This window comes from Mesorhizobium sp. M4B.F.Ca.ET.058.02.1.1, assembly GCF_003952505.1.
Lineage (GTDB): Bacteria > Pseudomonadota > Alphaproteobacteria > Rhizobiales > Rhizobiaceae > Mesorhizobium.
Window position 1 is genome coordinate 2553352 of sequence record NZ_CP034450.1, and the last position, 16183, is coordinate 2569534.

At 65.7% G+C, this 16183-nt stretch carries 16 protein-coding genes and 1 riboswitch; of the genes, 4 read left to right on the plus strand and 12 right to left on the minus strand.

Annotated elements, in window-relative coordinates; translation table 11 throughout:
- Positions 1-48 precede the first annotated feature (48 nt).
- Positions 49-191: riboswitch (FMN riboswitch) on the plus strand.
- 78 nt (positions 192-269) lie between these two features.
- The 3 genes from EJ073_RS12840 (at position 270) to dhaL (ending at position 2474) form a co-directional block, all read left to right on the plus strand.
- A complete protein-coding gene (locus EJ073_RS12840; RefSeq protein ID WP_126056065.1) occupies positions 270-743 on the plus strand; it encodes a 6,7-dimethyl-8-ribityllumazine synthase in 474 nt (157 codons plus the stop codon).
- Positions 744-811: 68 nt separating this feature from the next.
- Positions 812-1825, plus strand: coding sequence for a dihydroxyacetone kinase subunit DhaK (locus tag EJ073_RS12845; protein WP_190233853.1), 1014 nt, complete (start codon positions 812-814; stop codon positions 1823-1825).
- 10 nt (positions 1826-1835) lie between these two features.
- Positions 1836-2474 (plus strand): dihydroxyacetone kinase subunit DhaL, encoded by a 639-nt coding sequence (dhaL, locus tag EJ073_RS12850; protein ID WP_126056067.1) that lies wholly within the window; start codon positions 1836-1838, stop codon positions 2472-2474.
- On the opposite strand, the gene EJ073_RS12855 is transcribed toward dhaL, so the two are convergent.
- From EJ073_RS12855 to EJ073_RS12865, 3 genes are read right to left on the minus strand one after another with little or no spacing between them, the layout of a single operon-like run.
- On the minus strand, positions 2471-2911 hold the full coding sequence (locus EJ073_RS12855; RefSeq protein WP_126056068.1) for an RpiB/LacA/LacB family sugar-phosphate isomerase: 441 nt from the start codon (positions 2909-2911) through the stop codon (positions 2471-2473). The two genes, dhaL and EJ073_RS12855, sit on opposite strands and share 4 nt — an antisense overlap.
- A 28-nt stretch (positions 2912-2939) precedes the next feature.
- Positions 2940-3668, minus strand: a complete 729-nt coding sequence (locus tag EJ073_RS12860; protein ID WP_245455716.1) for a triose-phosphate isomerase — start codon at positions 3666-3668, stop codon at positions 2940-2942.
- A gap of 43 nt (positions 3669-3711) precedes the next feature.
- Positions 3712-4482, minus strand: coding sequence for a DeoR/GlpR family DNA-binding transcription regulator (locus tag EJ073_RS12865; RefSeq protein WP_126056069.1), 771 nt, complete (start codon positions 4480-4482; stop codon positions 3712-3714).
- A 267-nt stretch (positions 4483-4749) separates the two neighbouring features.
- Between EJ073_RS12865 and fba the strand changes: the two genes are divergently transcribed.
- On the plus strand, positions 4750-5814 hold the full coding sequence (gene fba, locus EJ073_RS12870) for a class II fructose-bisphosphate aldolase (RefSeq protein WP_126056070.1): 1065 nt from the start codon (positions 4750-4752) through the stop codon (positions 5812-5814).
- Between the two features lie 52 nt (positions 5815-5866).
- Here the strand turns inward: fba and EJ073_RS12875 are convergent, their stop codons facing one another.
- The 9 genes from EJ073_RS12875 to EJ073_RS12915 form a co-directional block, all read right to left on the minus strand.
- Positions 5867-6808 (minus strand): TIM barrel protein, encoded by a 942-nt coding sequence (locus EJ073_RS12875; protein WP_126056071.1) that lies wholly within the window; start codon positions 6806-6808, stop codon positions 5867-5869.
- A gap of 80 nt (positions 6809-6888) precedes the next feature.
- Positions 6889-7962: a class II aldolase/adducin family protein gene (locus EJ073_RS12880; RefSeq protein ID WP_126056072.1), complete on the minus strand. Its 1074-nt coding sequence runs from the start codon at positions 7960-7962 to the stop codon at positions 6889-6891.
- Complete coding sequence (locus EJ073_RS12885) at positions 7962-9479, minus strand: glycerol-3-phosphate dehydrogenase (RefSeq protein ID WP_126056073.1); 1518 nt, start codon at positions 9477-9479, stop codon at positions 7962-7964. The genes EJ073_RS12880 and EJ073_RS12885 overlap by 1 nt, the downstream gene beginning before the upstream one ends.
- A gap of 34 nt (positions 9480-9513) precedes the next feature.
- Positions 9514-10554 (minus strand): 2-hydroxyacid dehydrogenase, encoded by a 1041-nt coding sequence (locus tag EJ073_RS12890; RefSeq protein ID WP_126056074.1) that lies wholly within the window; start codon positions 10552-10554, stop codon positions 9514-9516.
- 11 nt (positions 10555-10565) lie between these two features.
- Positions 10566-12119 (minus strand): FGGY-family carbohydrate kinase, encoded by a 1554-nt coding sequence (locus EJ073_RS12895; protein ID WP_126056075.1) that lies wholly within the window; start codon positions 12117-12119, stop codon positions 10566-10568.
- On the minus strand, positions 12119-13243 hold the full coding sequence (locus EJ073_RS12900; protein WP_126056076.1) for an ABC transporter ATP-binding protein: 1125 nt from the start codon (positions 13241-13243) through the stop codon (positions 12119-12121). Before EJ073_RS12900 ends, EJ073_RS12895 begins: the two co-directional genes overlap by 1 nt.
- Positions 13240-14358: an ABC transporter ATP-binding protein gene (locus EJ073_RS12905; RefSeq protein WP_126056077.1), complete on the minus strand. Its 1119-nt coding sequence runs from the start codon at positions 14356-14358 to the stop codon at positions 13240-13242. The genes EJ073_RS12900 and EJ073_RS12905 overlap by 4 nt, the downstream gene beginning before the upstream one ends.
- A gap of 5 nt (positions 14359-14363) precedes the next feature.
- Complete coding sequence (locus EJ073_RS12910; RefSeq protein WP_126056078.1) at positions 14364-15221, minus strand: carbohydrate ABC transporter permease; 858 nt, start codon at positions 15219-15221, stop codon at positions 14364-14366.
- A gap of 9 nt (positions 15222-15230) precedes the next feature.
- Positions 15231-16151 (minus strand): sugar ABC transporter permease, encoded by a 921-nt coding sequence (locus EJ073_RS12915; RefSeq protein WP_126056079.1) that lies wholly within the window; start codon positions 16149-16151, stop codon positions 15231-15233.
- Between the last annotated feature and the right edge of the window lie 32 nt (positions 16152-16183).

The window sequence follows — 16183 nt, forward strand, 5'->3', positions numbered from 1 at the left end:
GACGGCGCTAATTGACAGCGCCGCCCTCCCCCTCCATAGCTTCACCGTTAAAGTTCTCAGGGCGGGGTGAAAGTCCCCACCGGCGGTAAGAGCCTCGGCTCAAGCCCGCGAGCGCTTCCCGGAAGGGAAGGTCAGCAGATCCGGTGTGATTCCGGAGCCGACGGTCACAGTCCGGATGAAAGAGAACGAACGGAAGGACGGGCCGCTCGCGCGGGCCGGGTTTTCGTATCGTGCGTCCTGATTCTGGTTCGAAACGGAAGGATGGACCCATGAATCAGCATTCCCCAAAAGACTATGAAATCGTTCGCGTCGCCGTCATTCGGGCGCGCTGGCATGCCGACATCGTCGACCAGTGCGTCACTGCGTTCGAGGCGGAGCTTGCCGTTCTCGGCGGCGGCCGCTTCGCCGTCGATGTCTTCGACGTGCCCGGCGCCTACGAGATCCCATTGCATGCCAAGACCCTCGCCGAGACCGGCCGCTATGCCGCGATCCTCGGCACCGCCTTCGTCGTCAATGGCGGCATCTACCGGCACGATTTCGTCGCCGGCGCCGTCCTCGACGGCATGATGACCGTGCAGCTCGCGACCGGCGTGCCGGTGCTTTCGGCGGTGCTGACGCCGCACAATTATCACGACAGCGCCGAGCACCACCGCTTCTTCTTCGAGCACTTCCAGGTCAAGGGCAAGGAAGCGGCCAAGGCCTGCGTTGAGATAAGTGCGGCGCGGGAAAAGATCGCGGCTTGAGGCGCGGTTGCCGGGGTGGCAATCCCGGTAACAGCCTCTAATATCGCGAAAAAACCGAGATCGGGAGCATGCCGGTGCAGACCAAGAAGATCATCAACGACGGCAACCGTTCCGTCGACGAGATGCTGGAAGGAATACTGGCCGCGCATCCTCGCCACCTCAGGAGCGTGGACGGCAGCCCGCGCTCGATCATCGCCCGCGACGGGCCACGGCCAGGCAAGGTCGGGCTGGTCATCGGCGGCGGCTCGGGCCACGAGCCGACCTTTCTCGGCTTCGTCGGCAAGGGGCTGGCGGATGCCGCGGCGGTCGGCAATGTCTTTGCCTCGCCGCCGCCGGACCCGATCCTCGAATGCGCCAAGGCGGTGAGCCGCGGCGCTGGCGTCCTGTTCATGTACGGCAACTATGCCGGCGACGTGATGAATTTCGACATGGCGGCCGAGATGGCGGCGATGGACGACATCGAGGTGCGCACGGTGCTGACCACCGACGACGTGGCCTCTGCGCCGCGCGACCAGCGGGGCAAGCGGCGCGGCGTCGCCGGCAATTTCTTCATCTTCAAGGCGGCGGGCGCGGCCTGCGACCGCATGCTCTCCTTCGACGAAGTCGAGCGCATCGCCAGGAAGGCCAACGACCACACCTTCACTATGGGCGTGGCGCTGTCGCCCTGCTCGCTGCCGCAGACGCGGCGGCCGAACTTCGAGATCGGCGCCGACGAGATGGAGATCGGCATGGGCATCCATGGCGAGCCCGGCATCGCGCGCGGCAAGCTCAGGACCGCTGACGAGATCACCGACGAGATGCTGGACAGGATCATTGCCGAGATGGCGCCGTCGCGTGGCGACAAGGTCGCGGTGCTGGTCAACTCGCTCGGCTCGACGCCGTTGATGGAGCTCTACATCATGAACCGGCGCGTCAAGCAGCGGCTCGACGACATCGGCGTCTCGGTGCATGCGACCTGGGTCGGCAATTACTGCACCTCGCTGGAAATGGCCGGCGCCTCGCTGACGCTGGAGCATCTCGACGGCGAGCTGCAGACCCTGCTCGACCATCCGTGCGATTGCGCCATGTTCCGCGCCGGCTGAGGGAATTTCCATGACCGCCATCGGAACGGCAGAGCTGAAGAGAATGTTCGACGCCATCGCCGCGGCGATCGAGGCCGATAAGGACAGGCTCTGCCAACTCGACGGCGTCATCGGCGACGCCGACCACGGCATCGCTATGGCGCTCGGCTTCAATGCCGCGCGCGATGCGCTCGCCGCGCTCGATCTTGTGGCGATCGAGCCGACGGCGCTGCTCAACACTGCGGCGAAATCCTTCCTCAACGCCGTCGGCGCCTCGTCGGGCCCGCTTTATGCGACCGCCTTGATGCGCGCCGCCGCCGCCGTCAAAGGCAAGGCGACGCTGGCGGCAGACGATGTCATCGCCATGGTCCAGGCGATGGCGCAAGGCATCAAGGATCGCGGCAAGGCCGAAATCGGCGAAAAGACGATGATCGACGCCTGGCAGCCGGCGGCCGAGGCGGCCGCCGCCGCGCACGCCGCGGGCAAAAGCCTGGCCGAGAGCCTGCAGGCCGCGCTGACCGCCGCCGAAAGCGGCGCCGAAGCGACCAAGGACATGATCGCGGCCAAGGGCCGATCCTCGCGGCTCGGCGAGCGTTCGCTCGGCCATATCGACCCGGGTGCTGCCTCGGCCGTCACCGTCATCGGCGCGATGCGAAGCAGTCTCAATTAGGCCTTGGCTGCATCCAAACGGTTGATCGCCTGAACATTGCCGGCCGACGGCCCCTTCTCGTCGAATTCCGAGGCGAGCCAGGTATCGACGATCGCCTTGGCGAGCTCCGGACCGATGACGCGGGCGCCCATGGTGATGATCTGGGCGTTGTTGGATTTCGCCGCGCGCTCGGCCGAATAGGTGTCGTGGGTGAGTGCGGCGCGGATGCCCGGCACCTTGTTGGCCGAGATCGAGACGCCGATGCCGGTGCCGCAGAACAGGATGCCGCGATCGTTCTCGCCGTCGACGATGGTCTGGGCGAGCTTTTGCGACAGATCGGCATAGTAGCCGGCCTGGCTGAGGTCGCTGACGCTGAGGCCGGATTTGGTGGCGAGGTGGGCGGCGATGACGTCGAGCAAGGGCTTGCCGGCGCTGTCCGCTCCAATGGCTATTCGCATGATCTTGTCCTTTCCTGTTCGAATGATGTCAGATCGCGGCTGAGGCGCGCTGGAGGATGTCGATGTAGCCTTGCGCCCGCCAGGCGGAGCGGCCGATGAAGAGGCCGTCAATGTTTGGTTGGCCGATCAGCTCGGCCGCGTTGCCGGGGTTGACGCTGCCGCCGTAGAGCACCGGCGGCACCGAAGGCAGCAGGCCGCCGGCAACCGTTTTGATCAGCGCCTGTTGCCTGTCGGCATAGTCGGAGCTGGCCGGAATGCCCTTGTCACCGATCGCCCAGACGGGCTCATAGGCGAACAGGATTTTTGCTCCCCTCGCCTCGCCTTCGAGGAATTGCAGCGCGCCCTCGACCTGCGCGGTCAACACGGCATCGGCCTTGCCGCTCTCCCGCTCGGCGAGCGTCTCGCCGACGCAGATCAGCGGGATCAGCCCGTGCCTGACCGCCGCCGCCGTCTTCAGGCCGACCGTGTGGTCGGTCTCGCCGAAATGCTGGCGCCGCTCGCTGTGGCCGAGCTCGACCAGGTCGAGGCCGCAATCGCCGAGCATCAGCGGCGATATCTCGCCGGTCCAGGCGCCGGCATCGGCCCAATGCATGTTCTGGGCACCGACCTTGATGCGCGTCGATGCCAGCGCCTGCTTGACCTCGCGCACCGCCGTGAAGGGCGGAATGACGAAGGGCTGGATGCGCTGGTCGAACCCCGGCGCGAAGCCGGCCAGCGCCTTGGCGAAAGCGAGCGCCTCGGCGAGCGTCTTGTTCATCTTCCAGCTTGTACCGACCCAGTAGACCACGCGTACCACTCCCCTATTCCTTGCCGTCGACAACCGTCAGTGAAACCCCTGTGGCTTCCAGCTCGTCACGCACGGGCTGGCCGAGTTCGCTGCCGGTGAAGACCGCGTCGAACGCCTTGAGGTCGGTGAGAAAATGCAGCGCCGTGCGGCCGAACTTGCCGTGATCGACCAGCAGATATTTGCGCCCCGCCGCCGCCATCATCAGGCGCTTGGTCTGCACCACCTCTTGGTCCTGGTGGAAGGCCGAGCTGCCGTGGATGGCCGACGACGACAGGAAGGCGACGTCGGCACGCAGCGATTTCAGCGTCTCCTCGGCGAGCAGGCCGAAGAAGCCGTGGAACTTCTTGCTGTACTGGCCGCCGAGCGCGATCAGCGTGATGCCGCCGACACCGGCGAGATCCTGGATGACGGCGAGATTGTTGGAGATCACCGTCAGCGGGCGAAGATCGGCGAGGTGCCCGGCGATGCCGCCCGCCGTCGAGCCGTCATCGATAATCACCGTCTGCCCCGGCTCGATCATGGCGACGGCGGCGGCGGCAAGGCGCAGCTTCTCACCGACCGCCTGCTTTTGCCGGTAGCGGAAATCGCTCTCGAACAGGCCGCTCGGTTGGATCGAGGCGCCGCCTCGCACCTTGCGGAGGAAGCCGTTCTCCTCCAGCTCGTCGAGGTCGCGATGAACGGTCATCTTCGAGACGCCGAAGCGCGCGGCGAGATCCTCGACGGAGGCGGTGCCGGCCTCCATCAGGAAATCCATGACGCCTTGCCGGCGGCTGTCGCTCTTCACTCCGCGGTTCCTCCGAGCGTCCGGGCGCCTTGGTCGCTCTTCCATATATAACAACAGATATCGCATTCATATCACAATATCTGTGATAATGTGACAATGGCGTGGGATTTTCCTTTGCCGGAGATTGCCGACCTGTAACAAGAATTGCTCCCTGCGACGCGCCGGACGGTTGCGGTCCGCCGGGATTCCGGCCAGAAGCATCGGCGGGCTGGACGACGGTCGAACAGCCAGCAACCGAATTCGAAACCAGTTACGGGAGACTATTGGGTGGCTCGCATCACACTGAGACAATTGCTCGACCATGCCGCCGAACACGGCTATGGCGTGCCGGCCTTCAACATGAACAACATGGAACAGGGCCTCGCCATCATGGAGGCGGCCGAGGAGACCAAGTCGCCGGTCATCCTGCAGGCCAGCCGCGGCGCGCGCGCCTATGCCAATGACGTGGTGCTGGCCAAGCTGATCGACGCGCTGGTCGAAATCCACCCCGACATCCCGGTCTGCATGCATCTCGACCACGGCAACAACGAAGCGACCTGCGTCACCGCGATCCAGTACGGCTTCACCTCGGTGATGATGGACGGCTCGCTCAAGGAAGACGGAAAGTCGCCGGCCGACTACGCCTACAATTCCGGCATCACGCGCCGCGTCGTCGACATGGCGCATTGGGGCGGCGTCTCGGTCGAAGGCGAGATCGGCGTGCTCGGCTCGCTGGAAAGCGGCGGCGGCGAGCAGGAAGACGGCCACGGCGTCGAAGGCGCAATCAGCCACGACCAGCTCCTGACCGACCCGGAACAGGCGGTGGAGTTCGTCAAGGACACGCATGTCGACGCGCTGGCGGTGGCCATGGGCACCAGCCACGGCGCCTACAAATTCTCGCGCAAGCCGGACGGCGCGGTGCTGGCGATGAACGTGATCGAGGAGATCCATCGCCGCCTGCCCAACATGCATCTGGTCATGCATGGCTCGTCGTCGGTGCCCGAAGAACTGCAGGAGATCATCAACAAATATGGCGGCCAGATGAAGCCGACCTGGGGCGTTCCGGTCGAGGAGATCCAGCGCGGCATCAAGCACGGCGTGCGCAAGATCAACATCGACACCGACAACCGCATGGCGCTGACCGGCGCGATCCGCAAGGTGCTGACCGAGAACCCGTCGGAATTCGACCCGCGCAAGTACCTGACGCCGGCGATGGCCGCGATGAAGAAGCTCTGCAAGGAGCGCTTCGAGCAGTTCGGCACTGCCGGCAACGCGCCGAAGATCAAGCCGATCCCGCTGTCGGACATGGCCAAGCGCTACAAGGCGGGCAGCCTCGATCCGAAGTTCGGCTGAGGTCTGTTCCGACCCGGTTCAAAGGGCGTGAGCCACAGCGGCTCGCGCCCATTTACTTTGCCTGCCGCGACAGATCCGATCGTCCGGCGTCGATGAACGGCGCCCAGTAGTCGACGGATTCGCGGATCATTGCGACGACCTGGTGGTCGACCGGCTCGCGCTCGCGGAAGGACAGTTCCAGGCAGATCTCGTTGTCGGTGCCGCCGCCGCGCCGCACCGTCTCCAGGAATTTCTCCGGCGTGATACGGCCATCCCTGTTGTAGGCGGCGGTGAAGGGCCAGTGGCCGCCCTTGTTCATCGACGACTGCTTGATGTGGATGATCGGCGATTCTTTCGGGAAAGCCTCGGCCCAGGCATAGGGGTCGATGTCGGCGGGATTGCTGGAGGTGACGTCGCCATGGTCGATGTCGACCATCATCTTCAACGGGATGGCGAGGCCCGCAGCTTCGATCTCGCCGTGCAGCGCGCGGCAGCTTTCGATGGTATGGCCGAACTCGCGGCCGACCGACATCGGCTCCCAGAACAGGTAGGTCAGGCCGGCCGCCTTGGCATGATCGGCGACCTCACGCCAGCATTCCATCGCGATGTCGAGCAGCCGGGCGCGGCGCTCAGGGTCGTCGTAATCCTTGTGGGTGAAGATCGCGAACTGCGTGCCGATGCCGCTGGCGCCAAGCTCGGCCGAAATGGCGGCGAAGGTCTTGAACCAGTCTACATAGTAGCGGCGCACCTCGGCATCGGGATGGCCGAAATGGTTGAGCCGGCCATAGGGGCCGGTCATGCCAGAGGTGATGCGCACGCCGGTGCGGGCAAGTGCTGCCTGGAACAGCCGGACGAACTTGGCGATCGTCGCCGCCGGCCAGCCGGGATTGACGAATTCATGTGTGAGCTGGACGTCCCTTATGCCGATGTCATAGGCGATGGCGTCGATCAGGTCGTCCGGATCGGCAAAGCGGTTGACCAGCGGGTTGGTGTTGAGGGAGAGCGTGAAGGCCAAATTCCAGACTCCTGTTCAGGCCTGCCCGACAGCGTGACGACCGATGGCGCACGCACCCGAACCGCCGGCATGAAGCGCAATCATTGCAGCACGCTGCCGGCGCGCCGGTTGAGCTCCTGGCGGTATTTCTCGGCGTCCCAGTTCAGGAGCTCGGCATTCTCCTCGATGCTGAGATAGTTGACGCGCGCCGTCGGATCGACGCGGATGACGACATCGGCGAGGCAGCGCGCCATCGCCTCGGCGCCGGCATTGGCATCCCGGCGCATCAGTATGCCCTTGCCGGGGAAGAGGATGGAGGCTGGAGCCGGCTGCCCGGCAGCCGTTGTCCGCGCCACCACGGCGGCGGCATTCTCGTTCGGACCGGCGATCGCCGAGCCGATGCCGAGAAAGATCACGTGGTCCGGGTAGAGACTGCCCGAGGCGGCGATCCGGCAACTGGCGAGATCGGTGGCGGCGGCGTGCGCCTCGATCGCGACCGGAAGGCGGTAGGCACTACCCATGGCGAGCCTGATCAGCGCGTCGATGTCGGGCGCAGGCACCTTGCGCGGCGCGCGGGCAAGCAGGCCAGTGACGCGCCGCAGCAATAGGTTTGCCTCGGTGACCGTCTCGGCCGCGACCACCAGCCCATGGTTGCCGAGCACGAGCACGTCGGTGCCCGGCTTCAGCCGTTCGGCGATGCCTTGCGCCAGCGGCAGGCCCGGCCGGCGATAGGGCACGAAGGCCCAGTCGAGGCCGCGCAGTCGTTCCTCCAGCAGCGCCTCGGCATTGGCCTGGACGGCGATCGCGATGGTCTCGACGCAGTGGACATGGACGACGACCTTTTGCGGCAGCAATGCATGCACCGTCGTCTCAATGGACGGGCGCAACTGGTGCGGGTTGAGCTCGGCAAGCGTGAACACGGCGGCCTTCTCGGCCGCCGGGTCGTTGCGCGCGACGGCATCGAGCAAGGGCGCCAGCGCCACCGGGACCATGATGTCGTTGCTGGCCGCGTTCATCAGCCAGGTGCCGGAGGCCTTGATCCACAGCACACCGGCTTGCTTGAGCGAGGTGTTGCCACCGGCGCCCTGGACCAGCAGAGGATCGGCGCCGACACTGGCCGACAGGACGCGCAACGCCTGCAATTCGGCGGCATCGTGATCATTGCGTTCTGCCATCAGCCGGCCTTTGCCAATCGGTTCGCGCACCAGTCCTCGAAGGTGCCTCTCTCAGCGGCCGAGAGATGCAGACCGTGCTTGGTGCGGCGGTCGAGGATGTCGGCGGCGGTCGACGCCCACTCATGCTCGAACAGGTAGCTCGCCTCGCGCTCGAAGAAATCCCTGCCAAAGTGCCGCCCGAGCTGGTCGAGCGATCCGGCATTGCCGACCAGAGCGCGTGTCCGCGTGCCATAGAGCCGGCCATAATGCTTGAGCAGCGAGGCCGGCATCCAGGGGTAGTCGCGGCCGAGGTCGCCGAGGAACTGCTCGAAGTCGGCATTGGCGATGTCGCCGCCCGGCAGATGCGCAGCGGAAGTCCACGCCTTGCCCATTCTCGGAAAGAACGGCTGGATGCGGTCGAGCGCGTGCTCGGCGAGCTTGCGGAAGGTGGTGATCTTGCCGCCGAAGACGGAGAGCAGCGGCGCCTGCCCGGTCGGCGCGTCCAGCTCGAAAATATAGTCGCGCGTCACCGCGCTCGGATTGTCGGCATTGTCGTCATAAAGCGGCCTGACGCCGGAGAACGAGTAGACGACGTCGCCGCGCGTCAGGCCGCGCTTGAAGTAGCGGTTGATGGCCTTGATCAGGTAGTCGATCTCGCTCTCCTCCGCCGCCACGTCTTCCGGGCGCCCTTCATAGGGAATGTCGGTGGTGCCGATCAGCGCCAGGTCGTTCTGATAGGGATTGATGAAGATGACGCGCTTGTCGTTGTTCTGGACGAGATAGGCCTGCCGCCCCTCCCAGAATTTCGGCACGACGATGTGGCTGCCCTTGACCAGGCGGACATTGCGCTTGGAGTTCTGCCCGGCGACGCGGTTGACGACATCGTTGACCCAGGGGCCGGCGGCATTGATCAGCGCCTTTGCCCGGACCGTGGTCTTCACGCCGGTCCTGCCGTCGCGCATCTCGACCGACCACAGGCCCTTGTCGCGACGGGCGGCGGTGCAAGCGGTGCGGGTGAAGACCTTCGCCCCGCGCTCGGCCGCGTCCAGCGCATTGATGACGACGAGGCGGGCATCGTCGACCCAGCAGTCGGAATATTCGAAACCACGCATGAAAGCGTCCTTGATCGGCGCGCCCTCCGGCGCCGTGCGCAGGTTCAGCGTGCGGGTGGGTGGCAGCCGCTTGCGGCCGCCGAGATGGTCGTAGAGGAAGAGGCCGATGCGGACCAGCCAGGCAGGGCGGTCGTCGGGGCTGTGCGGCAGCACGAAGCGCATCGGCCAGATGATGTGGGGCGCGGATTCCAGGAGCACCTCGCGCTCGATCAGCGCCTCGCGCACCAAGCGGAACTCGTAATATTCGAGATAGCGCAGGCCGCCATGAACCAGCTTGCCCGAACGCGAGCTGGTGCCTTCGGCGAGATCGTCCTTCTCGCACAGGATGACGGACAGGCCACGGCCGGCGGCGTCGCGCGCGATGCCGGCGCCGTTGACGCCGCCGCCGATGACGAAAAGGTCGACAATGTCGCCGTCACCGCTCATCTCGCCGAACCCTCTACGCAACGCTTCATGGCACTCAGCACGGATTGACCGGCGGCAGGCCGGCAAGATAGCGGCGCACTTCCTCGGCCGCCTGCTCGGCCGCGTAGGTGACGGTGCGCACCGAGGCGCCAGCGATATGCGGGGTGAGCGTCACATTCGGCAGCTGCAGCAGCGGCCAATCCGAAGGCACCGGTTCGATCGCGAAGGTTTCCAGCATGGCGCTGGCGATATGGCCGGAGACCAGCGCCTCGTAAAGGGCGTCATAGTCGACCAGCGGCCCGCGCGCGGTGTTGATGAAGATCACGCCGGGCTTCATGCTGGCGATGGTCTCCGTGTTGATCAGGCCGCGGGTTTCCACGGTCACCCGGGAATGCAGGGTGACCACGTCGGAGCGCGACAGAAGATCGTCGAGAGCGACCAGTTCAATGCCGGCATTGCGGTCGTCCGCGCTCAGCTGCACATAGGGGTCCGAGACCAGGACGCGGCAGCCGAAGGCGCGCAGGAGGCGCACCACTTTGGTGCCGATATTGCCGTAGCCGACGACACCGACGGTCATCTCGCTGAGCTCGCGGCCGGTGCGGTCGGCGCGATAGAGATCGCCGCGCCATTCGCCCTTGCGCAAGGCCTCGTGGCCGACGCGGATCAGCCGCGTCTCGGCGAGGATGGCGCCGATGGTGAATTCGGCCACCGCGCTCGCATTGCGGCCGGGAACGTTGACGACGCGGATGTCGTGAGCCTTGGCGGCCGCCATGTCGATGTTGATCGGTCCGCCGCGCGACACAGCGACCAGTTTCAACGCCGGAAGGCGCCGCATCATTCCATCCGAGAGCGGAGCGAGCTGGGTCACCAGGATCTCGGCATCGCCGACAAAATCGACCACCTCGTCCGGATGGCCGAAATACTCCTTTACCTTGTCGAGGCCGAGCGCGGTGTTGCCGAACTCCATCGGCTCGTCGGGCCACGCGGTTTCCAGCGTGCGGATGTCGAGGCTGTTGCCGCAGGCCTTCTCGATCTCAATCCGAAAGACCTCCGGGAGCATGAAACGGTCGCCGATGATCGCAATTTTTCTATGCATGCTCGACTTTCTCAATTTGCCTTCGCCGCGGCCATCGACCGCCAGACCGGACGCAACGCCTCGCGCGCCAATGTGTAGGATGGCGCCATCCTGTCGTAGATGGCGGCGAGTTGCGGGTCGCTCGGCTCGGCCTTGCCGAGCAGAGGCGTGACCCATTCGGCGACGCAATCGTCCATCGACCGGTAGAGGCCGACGCAGACCGCCGCGATCATGGCGGCACCCGCGGCGCCCGCCTCCTCGCGCTCGCTGGTGCGCGTCGCGGCGCCGACGGCGGCGCCGAGGATCTTGCGCAGGGCCGGGCTGCGCGCCGCGCCGCCGGTGAGGCGGATCTCTCGCGGCAGCGAGCCCATGGCGGCGTAACAATCGCGCGAAGCGAAGGCCAGCCCCTCGAAAACGGCGCGCACCATGTCGGCATAGCCGTGGCGCGAGGAAATGCCGACGAAGCCCGCCCTTGCATTGGCATCGACGAACGGACCCCGCTCGCCGGCCTCCGACACATAGGGCTGGTAGATCAGCGAAGCCGGCTTCGACGACGATATCCAGCCGTCGACCAGCGCGATCATCTCGCCATTCGAGCGCGAGATGCCTTGCGCGGCAAGGATGCCGGAGGCGAGCCCTAGCACCCAGTCGATGTTGAGCGTCGCCGCCATGTTCGACTGCATCTGCGCGAAGACGCCGGGCGCCGGCATGGTCATGGTGTAGCCGGTCTTGGCCTCGTTCAGGAGCACCTCGTCCGGGGTCTCGGCAAGGCGCATGTGCATGCCGGTGGAGCCAATGATGGAACAGCCGGGCTTGCGCTGGCGGTCGAACAGGCCGGCGCCGAGCGCGGTGCAGGCGACGTCGACATAGGCGAGTACGACCGGCGTGCCGGCGATCAGCCCGCTGGCATCGGCCGCCGCCTTGGACAGGGCGGCGCTTTGCCTGGTGCCGTCGACGATCGGCGGCAGCAAATGCCGGAGGTCGGCGACGCCGAGCACGTCGAGCACATCGTCGGAGTAATCGCGCGTGCGGAAATCGCCGAAGGTGAAGGTCCCTTCCGAAGGGTCGGTGGCGCGCTCGCCGGTCAGCTTGAAATAGAGCCAGTCCTTGCAATGGAATGCCGTCGCGGCGCTGGCAAGCATTGCCGGCATGTTTCGTTTCATGAAGACGAACTGCGATCCCTGCTGGCAGGCGGCAAGCCCGCTGCCGGTCTTTTCGAAGCGCAGTCGGTCCTCCGGCCGGGCGCGGATCTCCTCGACCTCCCTGGCGGCGCGCGCGTCGAGCCACAGCCAGCCTTTGGCGACTGGCTCGCCGGCCTTGTCGATCAGCCACGTGCCGTCGCCCTGCCCAGTCACCGCGATGGTGATTACCCGGTTAGCGAGGTCCGGCACCTTGTCGGCCAGCTGGCGAAGCGTGACCGCCGTATCGGCCCAGGTGCGCGCCAGGTCCTGTTCGGCGCCACCGCCCGGCAGCGTCTCGTAGCGGTTCGGCAGCGCGGTGGCCGCGATCTGCCGGCCCGCCTTGTCGAAAGCGACGGACTTGATGACAGACGTGCCGGCGTCGATGCCGATCAGCACATCCCGCATCAGGCAAGCTCCATCCCGTGCGAAATCGCCCTGCCGTCCGCCTGGTCGAAGACGTGCAGGTTCTTCGGGTCGATGCTGACATTGATCGGCGCCCCTAGCTCGAGGCGGGTGCGGTCATGCTCGACCAGCACCAGCGAGCCGCCGGCGAAATCGGCGGCGATATGGGTCTGGTCACCAAGCCATTGGTTGGCCGAGACGGTGGCCGGCACGCCGTCCTTCGAGCGGCGTACCGCATAGGGCCTGACGCCGATGACGACGCGCTCGCGGGCAAGCAGTTGGTCGCGCACCGGGCCGCTGAAGGCGTCCTTGTCGTAGTCGAGCGACAAGCCGTCGGGCAGCCTCAGGCTGATCTTGCCGGCGGCCGTGCCGACGAAGGCCTCGAAGACATTCATCGGCGGCTCGCCGACGAAGGTGCCGGTGAACAGGTTCGCCGGCCGCCGCTTGATCATGTCGGGCGTGTCGAACTGCTGCAGCACGCCGCCTTCCATCACCGCGATGCGGTCGGCGAGGGCGTTCGCCTCGGTCTGGTCGTGGGTGACGAGGATCGCGGTCAGGCCGCGCTCCTTGATGAAGTGCTTGATACGGCCGCGCAGCACGGCGCGCAGCTGCGGCTCGAGCTGGCCCATCGGCTCGTCGAGCAGGTGCAGGTCGGCGTTGCGGATCAGCGCCCGGCCGAGGCTGGCGCGCTGCTGCTGGCCGCCGGAGATCGAGCTCGGATAGCGCTCGAGGATGTCCTCAATCTCGAGCAGCTTGGCGATGCTGGCGACCTTGGCGTCGACATCGCTCTTCGAAAGCCGCGCCGCCTTCAGCGCGAAGGCCATGTTCTCGCGCACGGTGAGCGGCGGATAGAGGGAGTAGCCCTCGAAGGCCATCGCCACGTTGCGCTTGACCGGCGCCAGTGTGTGCACCTTGCGGCCGGCGACGGCGATCTCGCCACGCGAAACCTCCTCGAAGCCAGCGATCATGCGCAGCGTCGAGGTCTTGCCGCAGCCCGACGAGCCGAGCAGCGCCACGATCTCGCCCTTGGCGATCCCGATCGTCAGGTTCTTCACCGCATGCACGCCGCGGTCGATCGGGCCGTAGAATTTGTCGACGCCGGAAATGGTGAGGGCGCTGGCGCTCATGCCGCTTCTCCGCTGCGCAAATTGACGACCCTATTGGCGCCGATGCGCTCGCCGCTCGCATGATCGAACAGCAGCGCGCTCTTGCTGTCGACGGCGATATGCGCCTTGCCCTCGGTCTGGCCCGGCGTTCCAGCCGGGCGCGAGACCAGGATCTCGCGGCCGCGCACGGTACGCACCAAGGTGACGATCTTTTCGTTGAGCGGCGTCTCGGCCTCGACGGTCACCGGAACGGCGCCGGGCGTGGCCTCGCCGACGAAGCTCAGCGCCTCGGGCCGCAGGCCGATGACGCAGTCGCGCCCGACCGCCGCCTCATAGGCGCCGGCGAGATGGACCTGGACGTTCGACAGGCCGACATAGATGCCCTTGGCGTCGCGGGCCGGCTTGACGTCGAGCAAATTGATGGTCGGATCGCCGAACAGCCTGGCGATCTCGACATTGGCCGGCTCGCGATAGATCTGCTCGGGCGTGCCGAGCTGGCGGATGACGCCTTGCGACATCACCGCGATGCGGTTGCCGAGCGCCATCGCCTCCTTGTAGTCCTGGGTGACGTAGACGACGGTCGCGCCGCGGTCATGCAGGAGCCGCGGCAGTTCAAGCCGCATCTCGAAGCGCAGTTTGGCATCGACGTTGCGCAAGGGATCGTCGAGCAGGAGAATTGGCGGCGAGCCGACCAGGGCGCGGGCTAGCGCAGTGCGCTGCTTCTGGCCGTTGGAGAGCGCGCGTGGCTTGTGGCTCAGCACATGGTCGATCTTGAGCAACTTGGCGACGCTCTCGACGCCGGCCTTGATAGTGCCTTGCGAGGAGTGCCTGGCCTCGAGCGGCGTGGCGATGTTGTCGAAGGCGCTCATATGCGGGAACAGCGCGAAATTCTGGAACGCCATGCCGACGCCGCGGAACTCGGCATCGACATCGGTCATGACCTCGCCGCCGATGAGGATCTTGCCCTCGTCGGGGTCGATGACGCCGGCAACCATGCGCAGTAGCACCGTCTTGCCGGCGCCGGACGGACCGAACAGCACCAGCGTTTCGCCGTCGGCGACGGTCAGCGACAGATTGTCGAGGACCGTCTGGCTCTTGTAGCGCTTTACGACATTTTTCAGTTCGAGGCTGGCCATCGGAGCTACCCTTTCACGGCGCCGAGCGACAGGCCTTCGACGAGATAGCGCTGCGCGTAGAGCGCAAGCGCCAGCGTCGGCGTGATCGACAGCACGATCGCGGCCGAGATCTGGCCGTATTGAATGCCGGACGAGGTGATGAAGGCCAGTGCGCCGACCGTCACCGGCTGCTTGTCGGCGGAGGCGAGCACCAGCGCAAAGACGAAATTGTTCCAGGCGAAGATGAAGGCGAGCAGGCCGGCGGCGGCGATGCCCGGCCCGGCCAGCGGCAGCGCGATCTTGCGGAAGGTGGCGAACCAGGAATGGCCTCCGATCCGATAGGCGTATTCGATGTCGGCCGGGATGTCCTCGAAATAGCCGCGCACGATCCACAGGATGAGCGGCAGGCAGATCAGCTGGTAGACCCAGATCAGCCCGATATAGGTGTTAGCCAGTCCAAGCTTCTGGAAATAGAGGGTGAGCGGCAACAGCACCAGCAGCGCCGGCGCGAAGCGGAACGACAGCAGCGTGAAGGCGATGTCCTCCGAGCCGCGGAATTTGTGGCGGGCGAAAGCATAGGCCGCGGGCACGCCAAGCAGCAGCGAGACGGCAACCGAGGTGACCGACAGGAACACCGAATTCCAAAGGTTGCGCATGAAGGCGATGTCGAGCGTGCCGGCCGCCGTCACCAGCTTGCCGGTGATCAGCGCCGTGTAGTTGGCGAGCGTCGGCTCGAAGATCAGCTGCGGCGGGATGCGCAGGATCGTCTCGTTGGTCTGGAACGACATCATGAAGATCCAGGCGATCGGGAACATGAAGAAGATGACCACCAGCGTGAGCGCCACGCCGCGCAGGATGCGTTCGAGAAGCGAGGTGTGTTCCATCCCTGCCTCCTATGCCTGGCCGCGGGCGCGTTCGCGCAGCCGGAGCCAGTTCTTGATGAAGATGTTGGAGAGGAAATAGGTGATCGCCCACAGGATGATCATCAGCGCCGCCGAGCGTCCGACATTGGTCGACTGGAAGAAGTTGAGATAGGCCTCGACCTGGAAAACGGTCAGCGTGTCGCCGGGCCCTCCCTGGGTCATCGCGTAGATGATGTCGAACTGCTGGATTGAATCGAGCAGGCGGAACAGCGTCGCGGTCAGGATATAGGGCGTCAGCATCGGCAGGGTGATGCGGAAGAACACGAAGCTCCTCGGCACGCCGTCGAGCGCGGCCGCCTCGAAGGGTTGCGTCGGCAGGCTGCGCAGGCCGGCAAGCAGCAGGATCATGATGAAGGGCGTGTAGACCCAAATGTCGACCAGCACGACGGTGAGCAGCGCTGTCGACGGCGAGGAGGCCCAGCGGAAGTCCTGCAGGCCGATGAGGCTGGCAAGGTAGCTAAGCACGCCGAAGCCGGGATTGGTCATCAGCTTCCACATCAGGGCAGCCAGCGCCGGCGCCGTCATCAGCGGCATCAACAGCATGATCGAGATGAAGTTGTTCAGCGTCGAGCGCTTCTGCAACAGCATGGCGATGCCGAGGCCGAGCAGCAGTTCGAGCACCACGGTGATGCCGGCATAGAGCAGCGACACCTCGAGCGTGTTCCAGAACTTCGGGTCGGTGAAGAACGAAATGTAGTTGTCGCCCCAGTTGAATTGCCTGGCCCATGGCTGACTCAGCCGGTAGCGCTGGAAGGAATAGACCACCGAGGTCAGGAACGGGATCAGGATGCCGATGCAGACCAGGAGCGCCGGCAGGCTGAGGAGATAGGGCAGAACCCGCTTGCTGATCCTGAAGCCGGAGGGTCTGTGGACTGTCGTCGCCGCGGTCATCGCGCTCTTCCGTTATCCCGGTTGCTCCGCCC